Source organism: Pantoea sp. PA1 (genome assembly GCF_056856975.1).
The window spans coordinates 222,960-248,793 of the sequence record NZ_JBXGEE010000004.1; the positions used below are offsets into that span (position 1 = coordinate 222,960).

Here is a 25,834-nt window from a genome sequence, read left to right on the forward strand (position 1 = left end):
CTGTGTCGCAGAGCGGCAGGGTTGATGCCAGCCTCCGCAGAAAACACTTTTTAGTACTATTCCGAAAGCCTCACCTTCACTGTACACATGCTTAAATTATACCGCTTCGCTTAGTCATTAATTTCAGGGCCGGAAATGGCCTATGATTTTAATTAAAATTCTCGTTAAACCATGATAATTGATCATTTATTGATCAAATTCACCATTTTAAACCTGATGCTCATAATGCCGTGCGCTTCGCTTAATTCTGATCCTGAAAAGACGCGGCCTGGATTTATTTCGCGCTTCGCTTAGGGAAATTGATCGTTTGTTGATCATCTTCACCACCTGATATTGAAGAAGTTATGTTGCAGCCGCTTCGCTTACGATTTTTTCAATTGGACATTTTTCGAAAAAGATCGATTAATAGGGCGCGGCGAATTTAGCTATAAAGTTTTGACACGCCGGTTCGCTTTTTTCGAATAGGAAAAGGCGATAGTTGAAATGCGTTATCAATCCGGATGAGGGCAGAGCCACCAATAAACCAGAGCGATGGCGGATTTTTATTTGGCTCGCTTGATCGGTCCGATTTTCTGTCTACATTTAGATTGCTGAATCGGCCTGATGAAGCATTAACTGTGCAAATTCTGATTTTTAATTCAAAGAGGAACACAGAATGACTCAATATCGTGGTGGGGCCGGAAACTTTGCGGCTGACAAAGAGCGTGCGGCTGAAGCCGGGCGCAAAGGCGGCCAGAAAAGCGGCGGGAACTTTAAGAATGACCCCGAGCGGGCTATTGAGGCAGGGCGCAAAGGAGGTAAGGTCAGTCGCCGCAGCTAAACCCTTAAGCGCTGTCATCACAGCAGGTTAACAGGTTAAGCGGGCCACAGAGATTCTCTTTAATTTTCCTTAAAGATAATTACCCCCTGAATTATGTCGCTGCTTAATGACTGGCAGCAACAGATATCCTTAATTAAACCGGATGGGTTTGCCTGTCCGGTTTTTTTATTTCCGTTTCGTTAAAGCTATACGGTTTAATAAAAGTTTGTACAGATGAAGTTTTGCCTGGTGCATTTTTTATGCGCCGGATTCCGGAAATGTATACAGTGTTTTATACGCTTGTACAAATTCGGATGTGGGTAGCGAAGCCGTAACGTGGAAAATGCTTTTCAGCTAACATGCTGCTGCAAAAAGGAAAGTGCATTTTACATGCCACTTTTGTCTCAAATTCATACTACCGAAGCGTGCGATATTAAGAATCTCCACTAGACTTTCCAGGTGTCAACGATATGACTGGCGTTGCGTTATTACCGACGCAGCTTTTTAATCAATGAGGCTATCTTATGACAGTGAAAACGTTAAACGATCTGTTCATCCATGACTTATCCGATGTATACAGCGCTGAGAAACAGATAACCCGTGCATTGCCTAAAATGGCGCGTGCTGCCAGTGACGAAACGCTTGTTGCTGCGTTTAATCAACACCTGGAAGAGACCCGGGTGCAGATTGAACGCCTCGACGAACTGGTAGAGGTAACACCTGAAGTTAAAATCAAACGTATGAAATGCCATGCGCTTGAAGGTCTGGTTGAGGAAGCGCAGGAGATCATCGACTCGGTCGAGAAGGGAGAAGTCCGCGATCAGGGGCTGATCGGGGCGGCGCAGAAAGTTGAGCACTATGAGATTGCGACTTACGGCACCCTGCATGCGCTGGCGTTAAAGCTGGGCTACACCAAAGCCGCCGAGCTGCTGGAAGCGACACTGAATGAAGAAAAACAAACGGATGAAAAGCTGACCTCGGTCGCTGAGTCGATTACCGTCTCTTAAGGAGTGACACATGACTGCAATTGAGCATTATCATGACTGGCTGCGCGATGCGCATGCCATGGAAAAACAAGCGGAAAGCATGCTGAGCAAAATGTCGGGCCGTCTTGAACATTATCCGGCGCTGGAACAGCGCCTGGCCCAGCATCTGGATGAGACAAAACATCAGCTGACATTGCTGGAACAGCTGCTCGACAGCCACGGTATCGATCATTCCGTGATGAAAGATGCGATGGGCAAAATGGCGGCCACCGGCCAGGCCGTGGGCGGCATGTTTAACTCTGATGAAGTGGTGAAAGGCGCTATTAGCGGCTATGTGTTTGAGAATGCCGAGATCGCCAGCTACACCAGCCTGATTGCGGCGGCAGAACAGGTAGGGGATACCCAGGGTGTACGGATCCTTAGCGAAATCCGTGACCAGGAAGTGGCAATGGCGGAGTGGCTATTGCAGCATCTGCCTGAAGTGACGCAGCAGTTCCTGCAGCGGGCGTCACAGCCAGGCACGGAAGCGAAGAAATAGCGCAGAACAGTCTGCATAAAAAAGCCGGGATGCCCCGGCTTTTTTGCGTCAATGCTGTTCTGTGTGTCAGTCTGCCATCAGATGACCATACATCGTCATCAACTTGCGGGTTACCCCGTTGGTCCAGCCAAAGCCATCCTGTAGCGGATATTCACCGCCGCCACCCGGACGGGCGCGATCGCCGCTGATGTCATATTTCTCGACCAGCTTATGGTGCAGCTGATAAAAGTTGTTGACCGTGTTGAGCCAGTTAACCGCCACTTCACTCGCCAGCGTCTCTTCGCCATAGTTATTCAGGCCAACCACGGCCATCCACTGCATCGGCGCCCAGCCGTTTGGACGGTCCCACTGCTCGCCGCTTTCAACCATAGAAGTCAGCAGACCGCCGTTGCTCAGCAGCAGATGGCGCAGCGAGATCGCCTGCAGATGTGCCTGATGCGGTGTAGCCAGCCCGACAAACAGCGGCACGACTGACGCCACCGTAAAGGCCCCAAAACGCTCACGCCGCCAGTCATAGTCGCGGAAAACGCCTGCGGTGCTGTCCCACAGGTAGCGGGTGATGGCGCGTTTACGCGCTTCCGCTTTTTTCTGCCACGCCAGCGCCGTCAGCTCTTCGCCTTTGGCATGCGAAAGCGTGGCAATCATCAGTTCCAGCTTGTAGAGAAACGCGTTGAGATCGATCGGGATGAACTGCGTCGTCCGGATGCTCGACAGCCGTTTCGGGTTACGCAGCCAGCGCGAGGAGTAATCCCAGCCCGATTCCGCCCCAGCGCGCAGGTCGCGATAGACCTCGCTGGCCGGACGTTTAGATTCACGCGCGGTTTCCACGTCTTCGCTCCAGGATTCGTCACGCGGCGTATCGCGGTCATCCCAGTAGCGGTTGAGCAGTGAGCCGTTTGGCATGCGCACCACATGACGATAGGCCTGGTTCGGCATCAGTGAACCGGCGCCGTCCATCCAGAACTGATATTCCTTCATCAGCTGTTCCTGATAGCGTTTGGCACCGCGCACGCCATCTTCTTCAAACAGCTCGACCATCAGGGCAAATACCGGCGGCTGAGAGCGGCTCAGGTAATAGGTGCGGTTGCCGTTAGGCACATGACCGTAGTTATCGATCAGCCACGCAAAGTTGTCCGCCATATGACGCAGCAGATCGTCGCGGCCCGATTCTGCCAGACCGAGCATCGTAAAGTAGGAGTCCCAGTAGTAGGTTTCACCAAAGCGTCCGCCGGGGACCACATAGGGTTTAGGCAGCGGCAGCAGTGATGAGTGCGGCATATGCTGCTGCGGCATTTTAGTCAGAACCGGCCACAGGTCATCGATATGCTCGTTGAGCGTTTTATCCGGGTTGGAGACATAGAAGCTTTCATTTACGCCAGGCAGATAAAAGTGATCGGCGACAAAACGCGACAGGTCGAAGTCACTGCTGCGTTTCTGCCGACGATAGCGCATCAGCACATCCAGCGGATCGTACTTTGGCGAACAGTCGGGGAAGGTTTTGCTGTCCTCGAAAATTCGCGACATCTGGACATGTTCAAACAGTTCCAGATAACGATCGGCAGGCGTCAGCGCATCCGGCGCCGGCAGGCCTTCGATCAGCTCCGGTTCCGGTTCAGAATCCTGCATGCGATCCAGTTTCAGTTCATGGGGATCGTATTGATACTCAACTTCCGCCCCGGCACGAACCTCTTCAAGTGCATTTTGTTGCTGGCGATAAGTATTAATAGCGGCCTCCTGAGCGGTCATGGTTGCACAAAGGACAAATTATAGACCTCTCAATCTGCGGAACAACAATGCAGATTGCCTATGAACGTAATAAAAATTGTCTATTAATTGAGGTTTTTGAATAAATTCCAGACAATTCAACCAAATATGCTGCTGTTCACAAAAAACGCATTTCAGATGAATCTCTTAGGTAACTAAAGAAAAAAATTTAAGCTGAAGAAAACAGGCGTCTGTTTACATTTTGTAAAGAAACCAGAGGCTCTGGCAGGGTGCAAAAAGTGGCATACCCAACGGAAGAAGGACTGAAACGGGCAGGGAGCGGACCGGGCTGTCCGCTCCCTGCCATCAACATCACTGTTTCGCCAGCGTCGCGGCAATCACCGCCTGCCAGGTGGTCGTCGGGCGACCGATTAGCTGACTCAGCTGGCGGGAATCATCAAACAGGCCGCCTTTCTCTGCGCCGGCGTCGGAATCCGCCAGCATCTCCGCCAGGCCGTCTGGCAGACCGGCGTTTTTCAGCGCTGCGGCGAAGTCACTCTGTGAGAGATTAACGTAATCGACCTTCTCGCCGCTCTGGGCGGCAATCTCCGCAGCGAACTGCGCCAGGGTGTAGCTCTCATCACCGGCCAGTTCGTATACCTTACCGGCCTGATCGTCACGGCTCATGACTTCTGCCGCCGCTTCCGCATAATCCTGACGGGCTGCCGAGGCGATACGGCCTTCGCCTGCCGCACCGATAAAAGCGTGGTGCGCCAGCGACGGAGGAATGCTGGCTGCATAGTTCTCGCTGTACCAGCCGTTGCGCAGCAGCGCAAAGGGGATGCCAGAGGCCTGCAGCAGCGCCTCGGTCGCGCGGTGCTCAATCGCTAACCCCAGCGGTGAGCTGTCGGCATGTAACAGACTGGTGTAAGCGATAAAACCCACACCCGCCGCCTGCGCCGCCTCAATAACGGCTTTGTGCTGCGCTTCACGCTGGCCCACTTCACTGCCGGAGATCAGCAGCAGCTTATCCACGCCCGAAAACGCGGCCCTGAGGGTCTCTGGCTTACTGTAGTCAGCCTCACGGACAGTGACACCCTGCGCCGCAAGATCCGCCGCTCTGGCGGGCGTACGCACCGCAGCGATGATCTCTTCGGCCGGGACTTTTTTCAGTAAGGCATCGATCACGAACCGGCCCAACTGGCCGGTAGCTCCTGTTACGGCAATCATGTTTTCTCTCCTGTGACGGTTGGTGAAAATCAGACTACGGGATAAACTAATTTTTAGTAAGTACTTACAGAATTGTTAGTTTGAACGGAGCGAAGTAAATGTCTGAAAAACTGAGTGAAAGATTTAGCCGGGGTGAGCTGCTTAACGTCAACTGCCCGTCCCGTGACGTGCTGAAGCGCGTGACCAGCCGCTGGAGTGTGCTGATCCTGTTAGCGCTGCAGGGCCAGACGCTGCGCTTCAGTGCGCTGCGCCGGACGGTGGGTGGCGTCAGTGAGCGGATGCTGGCGCAGAACCTGCGCTATCTGGAAGAGGATGGCTTCGTGCAGCGTATCGCCTATGACGTGGTGCCGCCGCATGTGGAATATTGCCTGACTCCGCTGGGTCGCGAAGTCGGTGAGCAGGTTGTCGGGCTGGCTGACTGGCTGGAGCTGAACGTGAGCCGGATTCTGGCGCAGCGCGAAAAATCCGCCGCAGAGTAGTTCCCCTCTGTTTTCCGGCCTCCGTCTCCACGCGACGACTCACTCTTCAGGCGTTCGCGCAGTTCTCCGGCTGCATCCGCTGTGACAGATTCTCTTCTGTGACAAAACGGCAGAGCGCAACGGCGGCACAAATAACCCCAGCGGCCCAATGCCGCTTATTAAACCGTTTTTTCTCGCGCGGGTCCGGAATAATCGTCGGCCTGCGTGTGACGTTTAATTCAGCTCTGCTTTTTGACTCATTTTATTAACATTTACAGCTGCGCTTAAATCGCTTTCCTGCCGGTTTTTCTATGCGGTTTTAATGGCGGTATTAGCAGGGTTATGCGAAAAAGCAAACAAAGCGGCAGAGATAAAAGCTTGCGGTTTTAACCTGTTAAAAAACCAAGCGATTTAATTTTCCCTCTCTCATTTTTGACCTTTCCCTGAGTGGGGTTTATAACAAAATAGTGCCTGAAAACAGGCTGTTGAAGGCCTTTTTCATGCAGGCCTGACTCAGGCCAGTCTCTCTTTTTACGGGTGGTGTTACTGTAACATTAGCGACACATAAGTGCGCTTAAATTAACCTTTAAGCCTTATTTTTAAATAAGTAATTCCTGCTAAAAACAATGATCAGAATCAACAAATACTGTTATAGTTTTCATTCATCCCACTGTTTCTGTTTCCGCGTCGCAAATAGTTTTAAATTTGCGGCGGGAATTTCAATAAGCGCAGAGAAACCCGCGCATCAGGCTTAAGTTGTTAATTATAAGTAAATACATGGTGTTCTATGTGGCAAAGAGGTAAGCAATGTTCGGATTAGATGCCTTTCATCTGGCCAGGATTCAGTTCGCATTTACTGTGTCCTTCCATATTATCTTTCCCGCCATCACTATCGGTCTCGCCAGTTTCCTGGCCGTACTCGAAGGTATGTGGCTCAAAACCCGCGATCAGTCTTATCGCGATCTCTACCATTTCTGGTCCAAAATCTTTGCCGTTAACTTCGGTATGGGTGTGGTCTCAGGGCTGGTTATGGCGTATCAGTTCGGGACTAACTGGAGTGGCTTCTCGGCTTTTGCCGGGAGTATCACCGGCCCGCTGCTGACCTATGAGGTGCTGACGGCGTTCTTCCTGGAAGCGGGTTTCCTGGGCGTGATGCTGTTTGGCTGGAATCGCGTGGGGCCGGGTCTGCACTTCTTTGCCACCTGTATGGTTGCCCTCGGAACACTGATTTCAACCTTCTGGATCCTCGCCTCTAACAGCTGGATGCATACGCCACAGGGCTACATCATTCAGAATGGCATCGTGGTTCCGCAGGACTGGTTCAAAATCGTCTTTAACCCCTCTTTCCCTTACCGGCTGTTCCATATGTCGGTGGCGGCATTCCTCGCGAGCGCGTTTTTCGTGGGATCGTCGGCGGCCTGGCATCTGCTGAAGGGCAACAACAATCCGGCTATCCGCCGTATGTTCTCGATGGCGCTGTGGATGGCACTGATTGTCGCGCCGATTCAGGCGATGATCGGTGATGCGCACGGCCTGAACACGCTGGAACATCAGCCTGCCAAAATTGCAGCGATTGAAGGGCACTGGGAAAACCCGCCGGGTGAAGCCACACCGCTGATCCTGTTCGGTATTCCCGATATGGAGCAGGAGCGGACGAAGTATGCGCTGGAGGTGCCGTACCTTGGCAGCCTGATCCTGACGCACAGCCTGGACAAGCAGGTTCCGGCGCTGAAGTCGTTCCCGAAAGAGGACCGTCCCAACTCAACCGTCATTTTCTGGTCCTTCCGCGTGATGGTGGCGCTGGGCCTGCTGATGATTACGCTGGGCGTGGTCAGCCTCTGGCTGCGTTTCAAAGGACGTCTCTATGAGTCGCGTCCTTTCCTGTGGTTTGCGCTGCTGATGGGGCCATCGGGTCTGATTGCCATCCTGGCTGGCTGGTTCACCACCGAAATTGGTCGTCAGCCGTGGGTGGTTTATGGCGTGCAGCGCACCATCGATGCGGTGTCGGCGCATGGTGACATTCACATGAGCATCAGTCTGCTGGCCTTTATTCTGGTCTACAGCTCGGTGTTCGGGGTGGGCTACCACTACATGATGCGTCTGATTAAGCAGGGACCGGTTACTGGCGAAGGTCATATCACCGAAGAGGGTGGACCCGGTCAGAAGAAAACGCCGGCGCGTCCGCTTTCGGCTGCCACCTTTAAGGATGGAGACCACTAAGATGATCGATTTTTCTATTATCTGGTTTGTGATTATCGTCTTCGCAACCCTGATGTATATCGTGATGGATGGCTTTGACCTGGGTATCGGTCTGCTCTTCCCGTTCAATAAAGATGCCGGTGAGCGTGACATGATGGTGAATACCGTCGCGCCGGTCTGGGATGGTAATGAAACCTGGCTGGTGCTGGGCGGGGCAGGCCTCTACGGCGCGTTCCCGCTGGCCTACGCGGTGATTGCCGATGCGCTGACCATCCCGCTGACCGCCATGCTGATTGGTCTGATTTTCCGCGGCGTTGCCTTTGAATTCCGCTTCAAGGCGGTCGAAGGTCATCGCGCCTTCTGGGACAAATCATTTATTGCCGGTTCGATCATCGCTACCTTCAGTCAGGGTGTGGCCGTGGGCGCGTTGCTGGATGGCATTCCGGTTGAGGGACGCCGTTTCGCCGGTTCCGCCATGGACTGGCTGGCACCGTTCCCGCTGTTCTGCGGCGTCGGTCTGGTAGTGGCCTACGCGCTGCTGGGCTGCACCTGGCTCATCATGAAGACCGAAAATGAGCTGCACCGCAAAATGTCCGCGCTGGCGACACCGCTGGTCATCGCCCTGTTAGTGGTTATCGGGATTGTCAGCCTGTGGACGCCGTTTGCCCATGGCGACATCGCGCATCGCTGGTTCAGTAAGCCAAACCTCTTCCTGTTCCTGCCGGTTCCGGTGCTGGTGCTGCTCTGCTCGTGGGGCATTGTGCGCGCCATCAAACGTGAAGCGCACTATTCTCCGTTCCTGCTGACGCTGGCGCTGATCTTCCTGGGCTTCTCCGGACTGGGCATCAGCATCTGGCCAAATATTATTCCACCGTCAGTGACCATCTGGGCCGCCGCGGCACCGCCACAGAGTCAGGCCTTTATGCTGGTGGGTAGCCTGCTGATCATCCCGATGATCCTGGGCTACACCTTCTGGAGCTACTACGTGTTCCGTGGAAAAATCAAAGCAGACGCAGGATATCATTGATATGAAAAGTCTCAGCAGCATGAAAAGCCACAACGAAACGAAAGCTGGCAATGACGCGAAAGCGCCCTGGTGGAAGCGCGTCATGTGGCTGGTGTTTATCTATGCCGCCAGCGTACTGGCGCTGGGTGTTGTTGCCTCTCTGTTCCGGATGATGATGACGGCGGCGGGGATGCGCAGCCATTAATTGTCCCGGTAACGGCGGTGGGTGCTGCTAACGCGCAGGCTCAGTGCGGCGCAGATTTTTTTAATCATCAGGAGGCTGGCGCGAGCCAGCCTTTTTTAGTTAGTAACCTAAGCAATTAATGCGAAATCGCCCCGCACGGGCGTGTTCGCCTTACCCTTTCCTTACACCGATTCGCGATTTTTGTTATTCTTTTGTAACGAAATTCTCAGTCTTAACCCGCGTCGTAAATCGCCATCATGCTCAGCCAGGCCATCAAAAAACAGCACATTCACGACTTAGTCGAATGGATAGAAGCCAATCTTACCGACGACCTCAATATCGATCAGATCACCCTGAAATCGGGCTACTCCAAATGGCACATGCAGCGCATGTTCAAGGAGATGACCGGACAGACGCTGGCGGCCTATACCCGCAAACGGCGTCTGACAATGGCCGCCATGGCGCTCCGGCTGACGCGCATGACGCTCATCGATATCGCCGTTCGCTTTGGCTTTGATAACCAGCAAAACTTCACCCGCGTATTCAAAGGGCACTTCTCGCTGACGCCCGGCGCGTTTCGCCGTTTTCCTCATCTGCCGGTTAAAAACTTTCACGGCCGTATACTGGCGCGTTCGCTGGATGAGCGCGCGACGCTGGTGGAGCGCGAGGAAGAACTGCCTCTCTGCGGCGAGACGCTGGAGTGGGAGTGTCAGTTCGGTAATTACATCGCCGACCGCGAACACCGGGTAGCCGACCAGGCGCGGCAGCTGGTGGCGCTGGCGGGCAGTCATGTGAAGCAGGGGTGGTTAGGCTTTCAGTATGGTCCCGGCCACAGCTCGGCTGACCAGCAGAATATCAGCCTGTTTCAGGCGCTGGAGCCGCAGCATGCGGCGCTGCTGGGCGAGCATACCGTCAGCTGGCGCGAAGAGCGGGGCCTCTATGCGCGCATCCGCTGGAGCGGCAGGCCAGAGCAGCTGACGCGTTTTATTGAAGATATCTACTATCAGCATCTGCCCGGACTGGGCGTGTCACGCCGTCAGGGTAAAGATCTGCTGAGTCTCGATTTTACGCAATGTCAGCCCGACTGGCTGAGCGGCGTTTTTTCCATTCCGGTTACCCGGGCGTAGTCAGTGGAGCAGGGCACACTGCCAGCGGCGTGCCGGATGCATCTTTCGTGCGGTGAACCGTGATAAACCGCACGATTTTATAAAATAACTCCCCGTTCTGGCGTAAAATTCTCCTCCGAAACCCTGCCGTACTTTAATCATCGTGCATCTGTAGCAGGGCTGGAACAATCATCTGCATTTCAGGCCGTTCACGGCCAGAACACAAACGAAGACACCTATGCGACGCTTAATAATCTCACTGATTCTGGCATTGCCCGTTATGGCAATGGCACAACAGGCTGAACCCTTCTCACCGCCAGCCGGACTGCATCCGCACTCTCAGAGCGCCGGTCATGAAATTGTGGGTGATGGTGAGCTGCCGGAACAGAACAGCAGTAATCACTGCTTCTCCGGATTCGGCGATACCCTGTAACTGTGAATGCGCGGCCAGCCCCGGCGGCGCAGACGTTGCCCGGCTCATCAGGAGCCGGACAGCCTGACCCCTTTCTGTTCACATCCGCTCTTCTCTGATTTGCCGCTGCAGCGTCTGCGGCTTCGTTTCCGGGCCGTCTCTGCTGCGCGTCCGGCGAGGCCTGCTCTGCGGCTGACCTTTGTTCTTAACGCCTTCCCGCTCTCTGTTAAATCCAGGGCCTGCACTCATCGCGTCGGTATAAAATATATCTTAAACCGTCGGATCGCATTTTTCGTCATTGTGCTCAAGATATATCATCGCTTATCTTCTGGCTTCAGATGAGAATGATTTTTATTAACTAATCATCGCCAACCCTTTGAATAACGGGTATCTGTCCCGTTCCAGGAGAGACATTTTGCCAGCATCAACGAATCCGCGCGTGCCGCAGCGCGTCCGAAATGAACTGCGTTTCCGTCATATTCAGGTCGAAAGCAAAACTCAGATTGCCGGGCACTTCTGGCGCATCCGCTTCAGTGGCAGCGATCTGGCGGGCTTTACCTCACCTGGCTTCGATGACCATATCAAGGTTTTCTTCCCGACGGCAGAAGGGACCGAACTGGCGCTGCCGCAGATCACCGATGGAGCGATTGTCTGGCCCGAGGGCGAGCGTCCACCGGCCCGCGACTACACGCCGCTGGAATTTGATGGCGCCTCACTGACGCTCGACTTCTATATTCATCAGCAGGGTGTCGCCAGTGACTGGGCAACCCAGGCGAAGCCGGGCGACCGCTTAGTGATCGGCGGGCCACGCGGTTCGCTGGTGGTGCCGACCGATTACGCCTTCCAGCTCTATGTCTGCGACGAAACCGGGCTGCCCGCCTTTTCACGTCGTCAGCGCGATGCCCGGGCGCAGGCCCTGCATCTCTACGCCTTTACCGATGAGGCAACGGGCCGTGACTACCTGCCGGACACCACCGGCGTGACGCTGAACTGGCTCGGCAGCGGTCAGATGCAGACCGCGCAGCTCAGCCAGCTGATTGCCCGGCTGGATCAGGTAACATTCCCGGCGGAGGATTACTTTATCTGGCTGACCGGTGAAGGTGAGTTTGTGAAGGCGCTCTGCGACTATTTCACAATGCAGCGCGGCATCAACAGTGACTTCGTGCGGGCGGTGGCCTACTGGCACCAGAAGTAACCGGCGCTGACAATTGAGTTTTGCCTGGCGGCAGACTACCATCAGGCTCCTTTTTTCGCAGGCCAGACTATGAAACAGCATCCCACGCCCTTTTCCGCTGACGACCCAAGTGCCCGCACAGGCGGTTGTGGCGGGCGGCGAAAACGCCGTGAAAAAATGCTGGAAGCGAGTGAGATTCGTCTGCTGATGCTGCATTTTCTGTCGCAGCATGCGGCGCACGGTTATGAGCTGATTAAGTCGGTTGAGGAGCTGTCAAAAGGGGAGTACACCCCCAGCCCGGGGATCATCTATCCCAACCTGACGCTGCTGGAGGAGATGGAGGCGATTGAGGTACTGGATGCTCAGGCCGCGCGCAAAGCGTATCGCCTGACGGCCGCCGGTAAGGCGCTGCTGGCAGATAACCGCGAAACGGTCTCCCGCCTGATCACGCGTCTCTCCACGCTGGCGATTCTGGTCAACAATCGCAGCATTCCCGCCGTCGAGCAGGCGATTTACGGACTGAAAGTCGCTCTGAACCAGCGGCTGGCGCAGGAAGATATCTCTGATGCCGCGTTGCAGACGCTGATTGCGGCCCTGCACGACGCGGCAGAGAAAATCACTCACAGCTGAGCCGGGTAACTTAGCCGATCTCCGTTTTGTTTTTGTCGATGTGACCCAGCGTGCGATCCGGGAAACAGATGTCGCGCACCCGCTGTTTCAGCGTGGTCGCATCAGGAAAGCCGCCATCCCGCTTACGTTCCCACAGCAGATGCTCATCCAGCATGATCTCAAACACACCGCCGGTGCCGGGTTTCAGCGTCACCTCCGCCAGATCCTCAGCAAAGGTATGCAGAAGTTCCTGTGCCATCCACGCTGACCGCATCAGCCAGTTGCATTGCATACAGTAGTGAATAACGACCACAGGTTTTTGCGCCATAACTCTCTTCCTTACGTATTGATAAATGCCAGTGCATTCAGGTTAAAAAAGTGTGCGCTGTGGTTGTTTATGAACTCATAAAGCTATTTAAAACAGAATCTTAATTAAATTTTCTCGGGTCAGCGTCTCGCTCAATGTGCTGTTCTGCTTTTTTGCGGCTTTTATGCAGCGCCGTCTTTGGCATGTCAGCAAGCAAGTGAATACTAACAATTAATCAAAGGATTCGCTGCTCTGTTACCTCATTTTTGGCGAGGGAGGTAACGACGCTGGCGTAGCAGGTGCTCATCCGCGCCGCTATTTATCGCGGCTCTGAGAGACATCACGACAGGAATAAACACCGATTTACGAAGGCTGGCGGACTACTCTCATCCTGTTTCGCAGCAGGACGCTTTGATCAACTGAAGGCCTGGTTTTCTGCCGGGCAATCTGACCGTTTCGCTTTAAAAACATTGCCTTGCGTCTATTTGTTCACGGATTTTGCGCTATACCTGGAGTTCCGGACTGACGATTAAGGAAACCATAATGGCAAAATCATTAGCGCAAACGGCTGAACAACTGGGCACACTTTTACTCTCTTCCGGACTGCATCTGGCGACCGCCGAATCCTGTACCGCCGGGCTCATCAGCATGACGCTGGCGGCGGTGGAAAGCAGCGGTGACTTCTACACCAGTGGGTTCGTGACCTACAGCGATAACGCCAAAATCCGTCTGCTGGGTGTGCATCCCGCCACGCTGAAACAGCACACGGCGGTGAGCGAACAGACGGCGCGGGAGATGGTTCAGGGGGCCTGCGCACGCTCGGGTGAGCCGGTGGGATTGTCGATTACCGGCTATGCCGGGCCGGATGGCGGTGAAGATGGAACCCCGGCAGGCACCATCTGGTTTGGCTGGGTCCTGCCCGACGGCCGGGATGAGGCGGAGTGCCACCAGTTCAGTGGCGATCCGAAATCGGTGATGGAGCAGGGCACGCAGTTCGCGCTGGAGGGACTTATCAGACGGTTGCAGCAGAGCACGCTCTGAAGGCGCGAAGCGCGCCTTCAGAAGCCGTCAGCGGCAGTCGACAATCAGCCGGCCCTGCACTTTTCCGTCCAGCAGATCCTGCGCGCCCTGTTTCGCCTCACTCAGCGGGATGACCCGGCTCAGCCGGCTGAGCCGTTCGCCATCCAGCAGCTCACCCAGCCGCTGCCACGCCTGCTGGCGAAGCGGTGTCGGGCAGAGCACGCTGTCCACACCGGCAAGCGTGACGCCGCGCAGAATAAAGGGGGCGACGCTGGCAGGCAGGTCGAGACCCTGCGCCATACCGCAGGCGGCTACCGCGCCGTCCCGCCGGGTGGCGGCCAGCACGTTCGCCAGGGTGTGGCTGCCCACGCTGTCTATCGCGGCAGCCCAGCGCTCTTTTGCCAGCGGCTTGCCTGGCTGCGACAGCTCATCACGATCGATTACTGAGGTCGCCCCCAGGGTGTCGATCAGGTAGGCATGGTCGCTGGCGCGTCCGCTGGAGGCGATAACCTCATATCCCAGACGCGCCAGCAGGCTGACGCTGTAGCTGCCGACGCCGCCGCTGGCACCCGTCACCAGCACCGGCCCGTGGTCAGGCGTGATGCCCTGTTTCTCCAGCGCCATCACACAGAGCATCGCGGTCAGTCCCGCCGTGCCCATTGCCATCGTCTGTAGCGGAGTGAGGGAGGCGGGAACGCGCACCAGCCAGTCGCCGCTGACGCTGGCTTTCTGTGCCAGGCCGCCCCACTGTTTTTCGCCCACACCCCAGCCTGTCAGCAGGGCCATATCTCCCTCTTTCCAGTCGGGATGGCGGCTGGCGGTGACCCGGCCCACAAAGTCGATACCCGGCACCATCGGGAACTGGCGCACAATCGGGCCTTTGTTGCAGATAGCCAGGGCATCTTTGTAGTTCAGGGATGAGTAGCTGACGTCGAGCGTGACATCGTGGTCGGGCAGTTGCGATTCGGGGAGATCTTTGAGCAGGGCGCGGTAACCCTGCTCGTCATTTTCAATGATCAGTGCCTTGAACATGCATCCTCCAGGAGTGTGACAGTGAGGATGAGTGTACGCCCGGCAGAGGCAATGCGGTAGGGCAAGGGTCAGACCAGGGGGCAGTGAATCCCGCTCACGCGCATCGTCAGCCGCCGATCGTTCTCTGCATAAATCTGCATATATTTCATATAATTAGTCGTGCTGTTAATTTTTATCTATAAATTATTTATTAAAAACAGGGTGTTATCTTTTTTGTGGCCTGCCGGATAATTGCCTGGCTCGGGTTGTCCACGTAAAAAAAAGATGACATCATGACCGCCACTTTTTGGCCCTGTTTATACATCACAGAGGACGTCGCCATGTCCGGTTCACCGCGCACCCGCCCGGATTACCGTTCGCTCTTTCCGGCGCGCACCGGTTTTTCCTCTTTCCTGAACACGCTGCGGTTCCCCATGCGGTGAGGCCAGCCTGGCAGCGGCCGGTTATCTGCTCTTCAACGGCTGCACAATGCCTTCTGACGGTTTTCACTGACATTCTTCGCCGGGGCGCTGTCCCCATGATTGTGCCACGGGCACCTCCTCCCTGCCGTTAGGGACGCTTTATGACTCCACTGAAAATTGCTGCCAGCGCCGCTGTGGCGCCCAGTCTGACTCTGAACACCGCGCGCGACGTGGTGACGCTGGATAACACCGACTTTACCGATGTCGCGGCGGTTGTCGTCTCGCTGGCGGATACCCGCAGCGGCATACTGACACTGCTGCGTCATACCGGGTTCGACCTGCCGGTATTTGTCGCCAACGCCTTTGAAGAGGAGGTGATGCACCTGCCAGGCGTCAGCGGGGAGCTGAATGGCGATCCGCAGGAGTGGATTGCGCTGGAGGCGGCCGCGCAGGCCTATGAAGCGGCGCTGCTGCCGCCCTTTTTTGAGACGCTCTCCCGCTATGTTGATATGCAGAACAGTACCTTTGCCTGCCCCGGTCATCAGGGCGGCGCTTTCTTCAGGAAACATCCGGCGGGTAAACAGTTTTATGACTTCTATGGCGAAAATGTTTTTCGCTCGGATATGTGCAATGCCGACGTCAAACTGGGCGATCTGCTGATCCACGAAGGATCGGCTAAAGATGCACAAAAGTATGCGGCAAAGGTATTTAACGCCGACAAAACCTACTTTGTGCTCAACGGCACCTCAAGCGCCAATAAAGTGGTGACCAATGCGCTGCTGACCCGGGGCGATCTGGTGCTGTTTGATCGCAACAACCATAAGTCGAACCACCATGGCGCGCTGATCCAGGCGGGGGCCACGCCGGTTTATCTGGAGGCGGCACGCAATCCTTTCGGCTTTATTGGCGGCATTGATGCGCACTGCTTTGATGAGGCCTATCTGCGCGAGCAGATCGCGGCGGTTGCGCCCCAGCGCGCAGAAGAGGCGCGGCCTTTCCGTCTGGCGATCATCCAGCTGGGCACCTACGACGGCACGGTCTACAACGCGCGTCAGGTGGTGGATCGCATCGGTCATCTGTGTGATTACATCCTGTTTGATTCCGCATGGCTCGGCTATGAGCAGTTTATCCCGCTGATGCAAGGCTGCTCGCCGCTGACGTTAGAACTGAACGAGAACGATCCCGGCATTTTTGTCACGCAGTCGGTGCACAAGCAGCTGGCGGGTTTTTCACAGACCTCGCAGATCCACAAAAAAGATAATCACATTCGCGGACAGCGCCGCTTCTGTCCGCACAAACGGCTGAATAACGCCTTTATGCTGCACGCCTCAACCAGTCCGTTTTATCCGCTGTTTGCCGCGCTGGATATTAACGCCCGGATGCATCAGGGCGAGGCGGGGCGTCGCCTGTGGGATGAGTGCGTCACGCTGGGGATCGATGCGCGTAAAGCGATCCTGGAGCGTTGCGAAATGATCCTGCCATTTGTGCCGGAGCGCGTGGCCGGGCAGCGCTGGCAGGATGCGCCCACGGAGACGATCGCCCGCGATCTGCGCTACTTCAGCTTCGAACCACAGGAAAAGTGGCACGGTTTTGCCGGTTATGCGCGCGATCAGTATCGGGTCGATCCCTGCAAGCTGCTGCTGACCACGCCGGGGATCGATGCCGCCAGCGGGGAGTACAGTGATTTTGGGATCCCGGCCACGATTCTGGCGAACTATCTGCGCGAAAACGGCATTGTGCCGGAGAAGTGCGACCTCAACTCGATCCTGTTCCTGCTGACGCCAGCAGAGAGCCCGGAGAAGATGGCGAATCTGGTGGCGATGCTGGCGCAGTTCGAGCAGCACGTCAGGGATGATGCGCCGCTGGCCGAAGTGCTGCCGACGATCTACCGTAAAAATGCGCAACGCTATGCCGGTTACACTCTGCGTCGCCTCTGTCAGGAGATGCACGATCTTTACGTCAGTCACAATGTGAAGGATCTGCAGCGTCTGATGTTCCGCGCCGCGGAGTTCCCGCCGGTCAGGGTGAATCCGCAGGATGCCCATCAGGCGTATATTCGCGGTGAGGTCGAGCTGGTGCCGATAGCCGAGGCCGCAGGACGGATTGCCGCCGAGGGCGCGCTGCCTTATCCGCCGGGTGTGCTCTGCGTGGTGCCGGGAGAGATCTGGGGCGGCGCAGTGCAGCGCTACTTCCTGGCCCTGGAAGAGGGGCTGAACCTGCTGCCAGGCTTCTCGCCAGAGCTGCAGGGCGTTTACACCGAAGAGGATGAGCAGGGACGTAAATATCTGGTGGCCAATATGATGGTGAGGGGGTAGCTTCGCTGCGCGAAGGGGCTATGAGATTCTTTCGCCTGCCAGGCGGTGGGCTGGCTCTGAGAAGGTTTCGCCCGCCAGGCGTGAGGGAGTTTCAGCCTGCCCGTGCAGGCGGACGCGTCAAGGGGCGGACGCCCGCCCCTTAACAATCCCGGCGTCCGGCAGCCTCCGCGCCCCGCGTTGCGGGGTGCCTTCGTCACGCCCTGCGGCCAACGGACCGTCCGGACTCGCCATCCCTGGCTCGTGCCGTCCTCTCGCCGACGTCCTGTCGGCTCATCCTGGCCTCCGGTTGCTCCTCAGCGCGCCGGATGCCTCTCCCACACCCCCGCCTTTGATATCTTCTGTTTTCTGATGTGAAGCATCGTCTGCTGGCCTGAAGGCTAAAGCAGTCTCCTAAACGCACCGCGATATGAGAGCCAGATAGATAGAAAAGTTAACAGCGGAGAGGGAGGCCGTCTGAGCCGCTGAGCGGATGAGGGATTTCAGGACGAGCGACAGGGATGTCGCGAAGAGGCAGGGTCGCGCCAGGGATGGCGCGTCCTGCCGGTCCGTGAGAAATCCGGAAGAAGCGAAGGGACCGCGAAGCGGCGGTGAGGCAGGCCGGAGCCCGGGGTCAAGGGGGCGCGGCGACTGGCGCCCCCTTGTCGGTCGCCTGCAGAGGCGAAACTGAAACTGCCGGATTCACCCGGCGAACGAAACCCTCTCAGACTCCGCTCGCGCAGCAACCCCCCTCGCTTCAGCGGCTCCAATCAGAACCCCCGATAACTCCGCTGTGCGGTACTCACCTTATACAGATAACGGCGCGACTCCGCCGACGGATGCTGGCTGGTCAGGATCTGATAGACCCTGTTCGGCGGCAGGTCGTTAATCATCGCGAATGCCCGATCTTTATCGCTGGAGAAGACGCGCAGAACGCTGCCTGCACCACCGTTGTAGGCGGTGATCACCGCATAGCGGCGGGACAGCGGATCCTGAATGCCGCCCAGATAGCTGCGCTGCAACAGCGACAGATAGGCGGTGCCCGCATCGATATTGTTCTCCGGGTCCAGCAGATAGCTGCGGCTTGGCTTGCCCCATTTCCCCTTCATGCGGAACACGTCAACACCGGCGGTGTGCTGCACCACCTGCATCAGGCCCAGTGCATCGGAGTGGCTCACGGCGTAGGGGTTAAAGCTCGATTCGGTCTGCATAATCGCCAGAATCAGTGACGCATCCACACCATACTGTTCGGCGGCTTTGCGCACCATCGGCAGGTATTTGTGGGCACGCTTATCCAGGTGGTTCGGCACCATCGGAATTGTAATGGTGTAAATCACATGCAGACCCGACGTGCGGCGCTGCAGTTTGTGCTGGATCAGATAGTCAGCAAAGGCTTCAGCGCGGCCCTGCCAGCGGATCGGCTGCCCGGTGTTATCCAGCACCTGACCATAGAGCAGTGGCTCTTTACTGATCACGATATCGTTGGCATCGGAGTAGAGATCGACATTCCCCGGATCGTCGCCAATCAGCAGGGTGGTCACGATCGCCTGACGCAGGCTGGCCATGGGATCGGTGCCCGAAATCGTCTCGATAGTCAGCTTACCGCTTTCAAAGTTGATGTGGCTGCGGGTGTAATAGTTGTCGCTGTATTTGACGTAATCTTTGGGTCCGGCGATCAGGACCTCATTGATACCCCAGATATTCTCAATATTGTGAGCAAACTGCCCCATCAGAATATCAAAGCCGTTAGTGTCTTTTACCCACTCTTCGTGGAACTGCTGTTTTTTCGACCCGGAACAGGAAACCAAAAGTGGTGCTATCACCAGCAGGGCGATTAATTTTTTATTCATTGGGAATGCAAGCCTGACCTGGATAACCGGCCCCAGCGATGAGGCCCGAAAATTTACGCTTCTGGCGGTGTATAGCCTTCGATGTGAACGTCTTTGCCTTCGAACAGGAAGTTGACCATCTCCTTCTCCAGGACTTTACGATCCTCAGGATTCATCATGTTGAGCTTCTTCTCGTTGATCAACATGGTCTGCTTCGCCATCCACTTCTGCCAGGCTTCTTTCGAAATCTCGTTGTAAATGCGCTTACCCAAATCGCCCGGATAGAGCTGAAAATCCTGTCCTTCCGCGTCGCGCTGTAAAAACGTACAAAAGATGGTGCGGCTCATTCTTCTTCCTCATTAATCTCACAACTGTCCAAAGCCAGTTGTCGGAGATGGCGCAGCTCGTGCAGCAGGCGCTCAACGGGTGCAGCTAATCCCACAGATGGTGGCAGCGCTAAGTTATACCAGAGACCGCCTGCTTCATCCATCGCCGCCCCGACAGAAGGCCATGCCAGCCACATTGGCACAATATCGAGATGGAAATGGCTGAAGGTGTGACGAAAGGCCGTCATCTGCTGCGGTCTGGCGTGGATGCCGCGTGCCGCCAGCCAGTCGTTCAGCGCCGCTTCGGTGGTGAATTGCGGGAAGCAGAACAGCCCTCCCCATAAACCCACGGGGGGACGCTGCTCCAGCCAGACATCATCGCCATCCTGAATCATCAGGAACCAGCCGCTGCGCTCCGGCAGCACCTGTTTAGGCTTCTTACCGGGATAGCTGGCCCAGCTGCTGCTGGCATAGGCTTCACAGCCGCTGTTCAGCGGGCAGATTTCGCACTTCGGTTTCGAGCGCGTGCAGACCAGCGCGCCCAGATCCATCATCGCCTGGTTAAACTGGCTGACACCCGCAGCAGGAGTGACCTCTTCGCTGATCTGCCAGAGCCGCTTCTCGACCTCTTTTTTACCCGGCCAGCCGCTGACGGCATAACAGCGGGCCAGCACGCGCTTGACGTTGCCATCCAGAATCGGGAAGTGCTGTCCCAGTGACAGCGACAGGATCGCCCCCGCCGTCGAGCGGCCTACGCCGGGCAGGGCAGAGACATCATCGAAATTCACAGGGAACTCGCCCTGATGAACATCGACAATCTGTTTTGCCGCCTTGTGCAGGTTACGCGCACGGGCGTAGTAGCCGAGGCCGGTCCAGAGATGCAGAACCTCATCCAGCGGTGCCGCCGCCAGATCGCTGACCGTGGGGAAGCGCGCCATAAAGCGTTCGAAGTAGGGAATAACCGTGGCAACCTGGGTCTGCTGTAACATCACTTCAGACAGCCACACCTTGTAAGGCGTTTTCTCCAGCTGCCAGGGCAGGGTTTTGCGGCCAAAGCGCTGATACCAGTCCAGCACCTGTTGCGCGAACTGCGGCGCTTGCATCATAAGAAGGAAAATTTCCGTGTTTACTCTACACTCAGGCAGGAATTCCAGCACATGCGCACCTAGGTGTAAACCGGAAGATTGCAAAGGCTTGCTTCTGCTTATGAACTTTGCATAATGCCCGTTTCCCGGAACAGGCTAACCAGCAGGCTTTTACATGATTAATGACGTCATCACCCCAGAATTTGATGAGAACGGGCGGCCATTGCGCCGGATCCGCAGCTTTGTGCGCCGCCAGGGTCGCTTAACCAAAGGCCAGCAGCAGGCGCTGGACACCCTGTGGCCGGTCATGGGGGTGGAATACCAGCCGGAGCCGGTCGATTTAGTCGCGCTGTTTGGCCGCGAGGCACCGGTGACGCTGGAGATTGGCTTTGGTATGGGCGCGTCGCTGGTCACCATGGCGCAGAATACGCCGCATCAGAACTTCCTGGGTATTGAAGTGCATGCGCCAGGCGTGGGAGCCTGTCTGGCCGCCGCGAAAGAGGCGGATGTACAGAACCTGCGGGTGATGTGTCATGACGCGGTGGAAGTGCTGGAGAAGATGATCCCGGATAACTCGCTGCGCATGGTTCAGCTCTTTTTCCCCGATCCGTGGCACAAAGCGCGTCATAACAAACGCCGTATCGTCCAGGTGCCTTTCGCCGAACTGGTGATGCGTAAACTGAAGCTGGGCGGCGTTTTCCACATGGCGACCGACTGGGAAGCCTACGCGGAGCATATGCTGGAAGTGATGAACAGCATTGATGGTTACCGTAACCAGTCAGAACAACAGAATTATGTGCCGCGTCCTGAGACGCGTCCACTGACCAAGTTTGAGCAGCGCGGGCAGCGTTTAGGCCACGGCGTATGGGATTTAATGTTTGAGAGGGTGAAATAATGGCCACACAACGCAGCCGCCGTTTACGCAAAAAACTGCACATTGATGAGTTTCAGGAGCTGGGGTTCTCGGTTGCCTGGCGCTTCCCGGAAGGCACCAGCGAAAGTGAAATTGATGAGACGCTCAACCAGTTCATCAACGAAGCGATCGATCCTAACGGTCTGGCTTTTGATGGCAGCGGTTACCTGGTGTGGGAAGGTCTGGTCTGCCTGCAGAAAACCGGCAAATGCACCGAGGAGCATCGCGCTCTGGTCCGCAAATGGCTGGAAGATCACAAGCTGCAGGATGTGCAGATGACGGAACTCTTCGACGTCTGGTGGGACTAAAGGTCAGGTCGGTCAGGCTGCTGGTCTGCCATCCCGGATGGGGCAGAACGCCAGGCCGCCGGCCCGGTTTTAAAAAACACGATGTCGGGCTGAGGCCCGATTGCTGAACGGTTCCGCACCAGATGTTAGGGAGTAGATATGATGCGTAAAGCGCTTCTTGCTGTGCTGCTGGCAGCAGCGACCCAGGCTCAGGCAGCCTATGAATGCAGCGTTAAGCCGCAGGATGATGTGGTGATTAAGCCGCAGAGCGTGCAGGTGGTCGGTGCCAATGGCAATCTTGAGATCTCGCCGCAGGGCGACGTGCAGTTCAACGGTCAGAAGGTATCGCTGAGCACAGCGGAACGCCAGAAAGCGATCGATTACCAGAACGCGCTGCGTCGCGATTTGCCGTGGATCGACAGCGGGGCGACCTCACGTCTGGAGAAAGGACGTGCGGCACTGGATCGGGTGATCGTGGAGAAACTGGGCACCGACAGCAACGTCCGCAATCGCCTGAGCACGCTGAATGGCCAGCTGAAACAGCAGATGAACCGCATTATCGAGCACCGTGACGACGGGCTGACGTTCCACCATCAGGCGATCGATAAGGTGCGCGCGGAAGGGGAGCGGCTGGTTCAGTCTACGCTGGGCGGCGTGATGCAGGATAGCCTGAATGAGATGGGCAGTAAGCAGGGCAGTGGCGGCAGCAATCCGCTGCAGGCGATTATGGGAAATCTTGGCGGTCTGCAGCAGTCGATTCAGGCTGAGTGGAGCAAGCAGGAGCAGGATTTCCAGAACTTCGGTCACGAGGTCTGTAATCGCGTCATTTCGCTGGAAGATCAGCGTAAGCAGCTTACGGGCGCCCTGAAAAAATAGTATCACGCCTCAGCCTGCCGGGCTGAGGCGCCTTTATTACTCTTCCGCCAGAAACAGCTCCAGCAGCGAATTCAGAAACAGTTTTCCTTTCTCTGTAATCTGCCACTGATCCGCCGTTTCCGTCACATAACCTGCGGCGATCGCGGCATCCATCTGCGGACGGATCGCCTGCTCTGACAGACCGGTGTAGCGGCTGAACTCGTCGCGCGGTGCTGCTTCCAGCAGGCGAAAGCGGTTCATGAAATATTCAAACGGCTTGTCGCTGTCGGCCACCTCATACTGCTTCTCGCGGTAATTTCCCTGCATGAATCCACGCGGATGACGGGTTTTCACCGTGCGTACAATGCGGCCATCCGGTTGCGTCAGCTTGCCGTGTGCGCCACAGCCGATCCCCAGATAGTCGCCGAAACGCCAGTAGTTAAGGTTGTGCTCACAGCGATAACCCGGCTTCGCGTAGGCGGAGGTTTCATACTGCTGATAACCCGCCTCCCGCAGCAGCTGATCGCCCTGTTCGAAAATGTCCCACAGCGCATCATCATCCGGCAGCACCGGCGGACGGGAACCAAACAGGGTGTTGGGTTCGATGGTCAGCTGATACCAGGAGAGGTGCGGCGGATTGAGTGCAATCGCCTGACGCAAATCGTCGAGCGCCTCTTCCAGCGACTGGTCCGGCAGGCCGTGCATCAGGTCGAGGTTGAAGCTGCGCAGTGACAGCGACTGTGCCAGCTGGGCGGCACGGGTCGCCTCGTCAGGCCCGTGAATGCGGCCGAGGCGCTGCAGCTTCTGCGGACTGAAACTCTGAACGCCAATCGAAATACGGTTAATGCCGGCGCGCTGATAGGCGCTGAAGCGATCGGCTTCCACGGTGCCCGGATTGGCCTCCATGGTCACCTCCGCATCGGGAGCCAGCGTCAGACGCGCCCGCACCCCATCCATCAGCATCTGCATCGCGCTGCTGCTCAGCAGGCTGGGGGTGCCGCCACCAATGAAGATGGTGCGCACTTCGCGACCATGAATCAGCGGTAGATCGATCTCCAGATCGCGCAGCAGGTGCTGCACGTATTCAACGTGCGGCACCTCATCCTTCAGCGCATGGGAGTTAAAATCGCAGTAGGGACACTTCTGAACGCACCACGGAATATGGATATAGAGACTTAACGGCAGCAGATTAGGCATTACGCATCGCTTCCAGCAGCAGCGTCAATGCTTTACCCCGGTGAGAAACAGCACCTTTTTCCGCTTTGCTCAGTTCAGCGGCCGTTTTACCCAGCGCCGGAACAGAGAAAATCGGGTCATATCCAAAGCCACCGGCACCCGCAGCGGAACGGGTAATTTGCCCCTCCCAGCTGCCGTGGAACACCAGCGGCGTAGGATCGTCCGCATGACGCAGATAAACCAGCACGCAGTGGAACTGCGCCTGACGCTGACCGTCCGGCACGTTTTCCAGCGCCTGCAGCAGCTTCTCCAGATTCTGCTGATCGCTGGCATCTTCTCCGGCGTAACGCGCCGAATAGATACCAGGCGCGCCACCCAGCGCATCCACGGCCAGGCCGGAGTCGTCGGCAATCGCCGGCAGTCCGGTGATCTGCGCCGCGTGACGCGCTTTGAGAATGGCATTCTCGATAAAGGTCAGGCCGGTCTCTTCCGCTGACTCAACCCCCAGGTCACTCTGAGCGACGATATCCAGACCAAAGGCGGAGAGCAGCTCCGCCAGTTCACGCACTTTGCCGGGATTACCGGTGGCGAGCACAACTTTTTGCATAACAGTTCCAGTTTGATTCATTTACAGCAGGTACCAGAGACCCGGGAACAGGTCCATGCCGAGAAAGTTCAGGGCATACAGCACCAGGATGACGATCATCGCGGAGAAATCGATACCGCCCATAGCAGGCAGAATACGGCGAATCGGTGCCATCATCGGTTCGGTCAGCTGCACCAGCAGGTAGTCGACCGGGCCGCGCCCCTGGCTGATCCAGCTCATCAGTGAGCGAATGATGATCACCCAGAAGACCAGATAACCGGCCGATTTAATCAGCGACAGCAGGCCGACCAGCAGGTTGGTCGGATCAACCGAGAACACGCCCACCTGAATCAGCAGTAAAATCGGGTATTTCAGCGTGGTCAGGACAAAGGCCAGCAGCAGCGAGGCGGTATCAATCGGCCCCAGTGCCGGAATGATGCGGCGCAGCGGCTTAATGATCGGCTGCGTGACTTTGACGACGAACTGCGCCACGGGGTTATAAAAATCGCAGCGTGACCACTGCATCCAGATGCGCAGCAGCAGCACCATGACGTAGAGATCGATCAGCGTTTTTACTAAAAACGTCAGTGTTAACATGAAGTTCCTCTGTTATTGTTGTGAGTTGTGCGCATAATCGCGTGCGCCAAAAATGGCGGTGCCGATGCGCACCATCGTACTGCCTGCGGCGATGGCCGCCTCCATGTCATCGCTCATTCCCAGCGAAAGCGTATCAATATGCGGATAGTGCTGCTGCAGCTGACGGAATGCTTCCGCCATCTGCTGACACACCGCCAGCTGCTTCGTGTAGTCACTCTCCGCCGCCGGAATCGCCATTAATCCCCGCAGTCGCAGCTGCGGCAGGGCCGCTATCGCCTCTGCCAGCCCGGAAACGGCCTCCAGCATGATGCCAGATTTACTCGTCTCGTCACTGATATTTACCTGAATTAACACATTCAGCGGTGGCAGTGAGGCGGGACGCTGATCGTTGAGCCGCTGGGCAATGCGCAGACGGTCAAGGGTGTGGCACCAGGCAAAATTTTCCGCCACCAGTCGGCTTTTATTGGACTGCAACGGACCGATGAAGTGCCACTCCAGTTCCGGATGTGCGGCCAGCGCCTGAACCTTTTCAACCCCTTCCTGCACGTAATTTTCGCCAAAGGCGATCTGACCCGCGGTAAAGGCTTCTTCGACCGCGCTCGCAGGTTTGGTTTTACTGACGGCAAGCAGGGTAATTTCTTCTGGTGCGCGGCCGCAACGCGCGGCAGCGGCCGCAATGCGCTGCCGGACTTGCTGTAGGTTGTGCTGGATTGAGGTCATAGTC

Annotated in this window: 27 protein-coding genes; 16 read left to right on the top strand and 11 right to left on the bottom strand. The window is 56.4% G+C overall.

The genetic code is table 11. The features are described 5' to 3' along the window. Positions 1-655: 655 nt before the first annotated feature. The 3 genes from AC1V0D_RS16605 to AC1V0D_RS16615 all read left to right on the top strand — a co-directional run bounded on the left by AC1V0D_RS16605 (position 656) and on the right by AC1V0D_RS16615 (position 2,323). Entirely contained in the window at positions 656-820 is a 165-nt protein-coding gene (locus AC1V0D_RS16605; RefSeq protein WP_004571242.1) for a con-10 family general stress protein, read from the top strand. 503 nt (positions 821-1,323) lie between these two features. Further along, positions 1,324-1,806 carry a YciE/YciF ferroxidase family protein gene (locus tag AC1V0D_RS16610; protein WP_009087186.1) on the top strand — a complete coding sequence of 161 codons (483 nt, stop codon included), beginning with the start codon at positions 1,324-1,326 and terminating at the stop codon, positions 1,804-1,806. 10 nt (positions 1,807-1,816) lie between these two features. Further along, positions 1,817-2,323, top strand: coding sequence for a ferritin-like domain-containing protein (locus tag AC1V0D_RS16615; RefSeq protein WP_009087185.1), 507 nt, complete (start codon positions 1,817-1,819; stop codon positions 2,321-2,323). A gap of 66 nt (positions 2,324-2,389) precedes the next feature. Here the strand turns inward: AC1V0D_RS16615 and treF are convergent, their stop codons facing one another. Beyond that, positions 2,390-4,069 (bottom strand): alpha,alpha-trehalase TreF, encoded by a 1,680-nt coding sequence (gene treF, locus AC1V0D_RS16620; RefSeq protein WP_009087184.1) that lies wholly within the window; start codon positions 4,067-4,069, stop codon positions 2,390-2,392. Positions 4,070-4,399: 330 nt separating this feature from the next. Next, positions 4,400-5,257: an SDR family oxidoreductase gene (locus AC1V0D_RS16625; protein ID WP_154929142.1), complete on the bottom strand. Its 858-nt coding sequence runs from the start codon at positions 5,255-5,257 to the stop codon at positions 4,400-4,402. Positions 5,258-5,355: 98 nt separating this feature from the next. Between AC1V0D_RS16625 and AC1V0D_RS16630 the strand changes: the two genes are divergently transcribed. From AC1V0D_RS16630 to AC1V0D_RS16665, 8 genes are all read left to right on the top strand, one after another. Beyond that, complete coding sequence (locus tag AC1V0D_RS16630; protein ID WP_009087181.1) at positions 5,356-5,736, top strand: winged helix-turn-helix transcriptional regulator; 381 nt, start codon at positions 5,356-5,358, stop codon at positions 5,734-5,736. A 786-nt stretch (positions 5,737-6,522) separates the two neighbouring features. Further along, a complete protein-coding gene (locus AC1V0D_RS16635; RefSeq protein ID WP_009087179.1) occupies positions 6,523-7,935 on the top strand; it encodes a cytochrome ubiquinol oxidase subunit I in 1,413 nt (470 codons plus the stop codon). Between the two features lies 1 nt (position 7,936). Further along, positions 7,937-8,941, top strand: a complete 1,005-nt coding sequence (gene cydB, locus AC1V0D_RS16640; RefSeq protein ID WP_046102528.1) for a cytochrome d ubiquinol oxidase subunit II — start codon at positions 7,937-7,939, stop codon at positions 8,939-8,941. Positions 8,942-8,960: 19 nt separating this feature from the next. Then, positions 8,961-9,125, top strand: coding sequence for a DUF2474 domain-containing protein (locus AC1V0D_RS16645; RefSeq protein WP_482907821.1), 165 nt, complete (start codon positions 8,961-8,963; stop codon positions 9,123-9,125). A gap of 236 nt (positions 9,126-9,361) precedes the next feature. Further along, positions 9,362-10,231 (top strand): helix-turn-helix domain-containing protein, encoded by an 870-nt coding sequence (locus tag AC1V0D_RS16650; protein WP_140924965.1) that lies wholly within the window; start codon positions 9,362-9,364, stop codon positions 10,229-10,231. Between the two features lie 217 nt (positions 10,232-10,448). Beyond that, on the top strand, positions 10,449-10,643 hold the full coding sequence (locus AC1V0D_RS16655) for a hypothetical protein (RefSeq protein ID WP_033736052.1): 195 nt from the start codon (positions 10,449-10,451) through the stop codon (positions 10,641-10,643). 394 nt (positions 10,644-11,037) lie between these two features. Further along, positions 11,038-11,817 carry a siderophore-interacting protein gene (locus tag AC1V0D_RS16660; RefSeq protein WP_482907779.1) on the top strand — a complete coding sequence of 260 codons (780 nt, stop codon included), beginning with the start codon at positions 11,038-11,040 and terminating at the stop codon, positions 11,815-11,817. Between the two features lie 69 nt (positions 11,818-11,886). After that, positions 11,887-12,426, top strand: a complete 540-nt coding sequence (locus tag AC1V0D_RS16665; protein ID WP_140029519.1) for a PadR family transcriptional regulator — start codon at positions 11,887-11,889, stop codon at positions 12,424-12,426. A 10-nt stretch (positions 12,427-12,436) separates the two neighbouring features. Here the strand turns inward: AC1V0D_RS16665 and AC1V0D_RS16670 are convergent, their stop codons facing one another. Beyond that, positions 12,437-12,733 carry an Rdx family protein gene (locus AC1V0D_RS16670; RefSeq protein ID WP_009087166.1) on the bottom strand — a complete coding sequence of 99 codons (297 nt, stop codon included), beginning with the start codon at positions 12,731-12,733 and terminating at the stop codon, positions 12,437-12,439. A gap of 522 nt (positions 12,734-13,255) precedes the next feature. On the opposite strand from AC1V0D_RS16670, the gene AC1V0D_RS16675 reads away from it, so the two are divergent. Beyond that, entirely contained in the window at positions 13,256-13,753 is a 498-nt protein-coding gene (locus AC1V0D_RS16675) for a CinA family protein (protein ID WP_009087165.1), read from the top strand. A gap of 27 nt (positions 13,754-13,780) precedes the next feature. Here AC1V0D_RS16675 and acuI read toward each other — a convergent pair whose 3' ends face one another. After that, positions 13,781-14,764: an acrylyl-CoA reductase (NADPH) gene (acuI, locus tag AC1V0D_RS16680; protein ID WP_111208358.1), complete on the bottom strand. Its 984-nt coding sequence runs from the start codon at positions 14,762-14,764 to the stop codon at positions 13,781-13,783. A 562-nt stretch (positions 14,765-15,326) separates the two neighbouring features. Here acuI and AC1V0D_RS16685 point away from each other — a divergent pair. Next, positions 15,327-17,480 carry an ornithine decarboxylase gene (locus AC1V0D_RS16685; RefSeq protein ID WP_482907780.1) on the top strand — a complete coding sequence of 718 codons (2,154 nt, stop codon included), beginning with the start codon at positions 15,327-15,329 and terminating at the stop codon, positions 17,478-17,480. 746 nt (positions 17,481-18,226) lie between these two features. On the opposite strand, the gene mltC is transcribed toward AC1V0D_RS16685, so the two are convergent. From mltC to mutY, 3 genes are read right to left on the bottom strand one after another with little or no spacing between them, the layout of a single operon-like run. Then, positions 18,227-19,306, bottom strand: coding sequence for a membrane-bound lytic murein transglycosylase MltC (mltC, locus tag AC1V0D_RS16690; protein WP_009087159.1), 1,080 nt, complete (start codon positions 19,304-19,306; stop codon positions 18,227-18,229). A 53-nt stretch (positions 19,307-19,359) separates the two neighbouring features. After that, the gene (locus tag AC1V0D_RS16695) at positions 19,360-19,632 is read right to left on the bottom strand and encodes an oxidative damage protection protein (RefSeq protein WP_009087157.1); all 273 of its coding nucleotides are present in this window, start codon (positions 19,630-19,632) and stop codon (positions 19,360-19,362) included. Next, entirely contained in the window at positions 19,629-20,717 is a 1,089-nt protein-coding gene (mutY, locus tag AC1V0D_RS16700; RefSeq protein WP_482907781.1) for an A/G-specific adenine glycosylase, read from the bottom strand. The genes AC1V0D_RS16695 and mutY overlap by 4 nt, the downstream gene beginning before the upstream one ends. A 154-nt stretch (positions 20,718-20,871) precedes the next feature. Between mutY and trmB the strand changes: the two genes are divergently transcribed. The 3 genes from trmB (at position 20,872) to AC1V0D_RS16715 (ending at position 22,772) form a co-directional block, all read left to right on the top strand. After that, positions 20,872-21,591 carry a tRNA (guanosine(46)-N7)-methyltransferase TrmB gene (gene trmB, locus AC1V0D_RS16705; protein ID WP_009087154.1) on the top strand — a complete coding sequence of 240 codons (720 nt, stop codon included), beginning with the start codon at positions 20,872-20,874 and terminating at the stop codon, positions 21,589-21,591. Then, a complete protein-coding gene (locus AC1V0D_RS16710; protein WP_009087152.1) occupies positions 21,591-21,917 on the top strand; it encodes a YggL family protein in 327 nt (108 codons plus the stop codon). Before trmB ends, AC1V0D_RS16710 begins: the two co-directional genes overlap by 1 nt. Positions 21,918-22,055: 138 nt before the next feature. After that, positions 22,056-22,772, top strand: a complete 717-nt coding sequence (locus AC1V0D_RS16715) for a YggN family protein (protein WP_009087151.1) — start codon at positions 22,056-22,058, stop codon at positions 22,770-22,772. A gap of 36 nt (positions 22,773-22,808) precedes the next feature. Here the strand turns inward: AC1V0D_RS16715 and hemW are convergent, their stop codons facing one another. Genes hemW through AC1V0D_RS16735 form a run of 4 tightly spaced genes read right to left on the bottom strand, consistent with a single transcriptional unit; the run spans position 22,809 to position 25,830 of the window. After that, a complete protein-coding gene (gene hemW / locus AC1V0D_RS16720) occupies positions 22,809-23,948 on the bottom strand; it encodes a radical SAM family heme chaperone HemW (protein WP_482907782.1) in 1,140 nt (379 codons plus the stop codon). Then, entirely contained in the window at positions 23,941-24,534 is a 594-nt protein-coding gene (locus AC1V0D_RS16725; RefSeq protein WP_482907783.1) for an XTP/dITP diphosphatase, read from the bottom strand. The genes hemW and AC1V0D_RS16725 overlap by 8 nt, the downstream gene beginning before the upstream one ends. Positions 24,535-24,555: 21 nt before the next feature. Then, complete coding sequence (locus tag AC1V0D_RS16730; RefSeq protein WP_482907784.1) at positions 24,556-25,110, bottom strand: YggT family protein; 555 nt, start codon at positions 25,108-25,110, stop codon at positions 24,556-24,558. A gap of 12 nt (positions 25,111-25,122) precedes the next feature. After that, positions 25,123-25,830, bottom strand: a complete 708-nt coding sequence (locus AC1V0D_RS16735; protein ID WP_009087144.1) for a YggS family pyridoxal phosphate-dependent enzyme — start codon at positions 25,828-25,830, stop codon at positions 25,123-25,125. Positions 25,831-25,834 lie beyond the last annotated feature (4 nt).

Bases quoted from the DNA above. Each gene is read 5' to 3' on its own strand.
- AC1V0D_RS16625 (WP_154929142.1), bottom strand. From the start codon at position 5,257: ATGATTGCCGTAACAGGAGCTACCGGCCAGTTGGGCCGGTTCGTGATC.
- trmB (WP_009087154.1), top strand. From the start codon at position 20,872: ATGATTAATGACGTCATCACCCCAGAATTTGATGAGAACGGGCGGCCA.
- mltC (WP_009087159.1), bottom strand. From the start codon at position 19,306: ATGAATAAAAAATTAATCGCCCTGCTGGTGATAGCACCACTTTTGGTT.
- cydB (WP_046102528.1), top strand. From the start codon at position 7,937: ATGATCGATTTTTCTATTATCTGGTTTGTGATTATCGTCTTCGCAACC.
- AC1V0D_RS16675 (WP_009087165.1), top strand. From the start codon at position 13,256: ATGGCAAAATCATTAGCGCAAACGGCTGAACAACTGGGCACACTTTTA.
- AC1V0D_RS16665 (WP_140029519.1), top strand. From the start codon at position 11,887: ATGAAACAGCATCCCACGCCCTTTTCCGCTGACGACCCAAGTGCCCGC.
- AC1V0D_RS16635 (WP_009087179.1), top strand. From the start codon at position 6,523: ATGTTCGGATTAGATGCCTTTCATCTGGCCAGGATTCAGTTCGCATTT.
- AC1V0D_RS16645 (WP_482907821.1), top strand. From the start codon at position 8,961: ATGAAAAGCCACAACGAAACGAAAGCTGGCAATGACGCGAAAGCGCCC.
- AC1V0D_RS16610 (WP_009087186.1), top strand. From the start codon at position 1,324: ATGACAGTGAAAACGTTAAACGATCTGTTCATCCATGACTTATCCGAT.
- AC1V0D_RS16655 (WP_033736052.1), top strand. From the start codon at position 10,449: ATGCGACGCTTAATAATCTCACTGATTCTGGCATTGCCCGTTATGGCA.
- AC1V0D_RS16735 (WP_009087144.1), bottom strand. From the start codon at position 25,830: ATGACCTCAATCCAGCACAACCTACAGCAAGTCCGGCAGCGCATTGCG.
- hemW (WP_482907782.1), bottom strand. From the start codon at position 23,948: ATGCCTAATCTGCTGCCGTTAAGTCTCTATATCCATATTCCGTGGTGC.
- AC1V0D_RS16650 (WP_140924965.1), top strand. From the start codon at position 9,362: ATGCTCAGCCAGGCCATCAAAAAACAGCACATTCACGACTTAGTCGAA.
- AC1V0D_RS16630 (WP_009087181.1), top strand. From the start codon at position 5,356: ATGTCTGAAAAACTGAGTGAAAGATTTAGCCGGGGTGAGCTGCTTAAC.
- AC1V0D_RS16695 (WP_009087157.1), bottom strand. From the start codon at position 19,632: ATGAGCCGCACCATCTTTTGTACGTTTTTACAGCGCGACGCGGAAGGA.
- AC1V0D_RS16715 (WP_009087151.1), top strand. From the start codon at position 22,056: ATGATGCGTAAAGCGCTTCTTGCTGTGCTGCTGGCAGCAGCGACCCAG.
- mutY (WP_482907781.1), bottom strand. From the start codon at position 20,717: ATGATGCAAGCGCCGCAGTTCGCGCAACAGGTGCTGGACTGGTATCAG.
- AC1V0D_RS16605 (WP_004571242.1), top strand. From the start codon at position 656: ATGACTCAATATCGTGGTGGGGCCGGAAACTTTGCGGCTGACAAAGAG.
- AC1V0D_RS16730 (WP_482907784.1), bottom strand. From the start codon at position 25,110: ATGTTAACACTGACGTTTTTAGTAAAAACGCTGATCGATCTCTACGTC.
- AC1V0D_RS16615 (WP_009087185.1), top strand. From the start codon at position 1,817: ATGACTGCAATTGAGCATTATCATGACTGGCTGCGCGATGCGCATGCC.
- AC1V0D_RS16725 (WP_482907783.1), bottom strand. From the start codon at position 24,534: ATGCAAAAAGTTGTGCTCGCCACCGGTAATCCCGGCAAAGTGCGTGAA.
- AC1V0D_RS16710 (WP_009087152.1), top strand. From the start codon at position 21,591: ATGGCCACACAACGCAGCCGCCGTTTACGCAAAAAACTGCACATTGAT.
- treF (WP_009087184.1), bottom strand. From the start codon at position 4,069: ATGACCGCTCAGGAGGCCGCTATTAATACTTATCGCCAGCAACAAAAT.
- acuI (WP_111208358.1), bottom strand. From the start codon at position 14,764: ATGTTCAAGGCACTGATCATTGAAAATGACGAGCAGGGTTACCGCGCC.
- AC1V0D_RS16670 (WP_009087166.1), bottom strand. From the start codon at position 12,733: ATGGCGCAAAAACCTGTGGTCGTTATTCACTACTGTATGCAATGCAAC.
- AC1V0D_RS16685 (WP_482907780.1), top strand. From the start codon at position 15,327: ATGACTCCACTGAAAATTGCTGCCAGCGCCGCTGTGGCGCCCAGTCTG.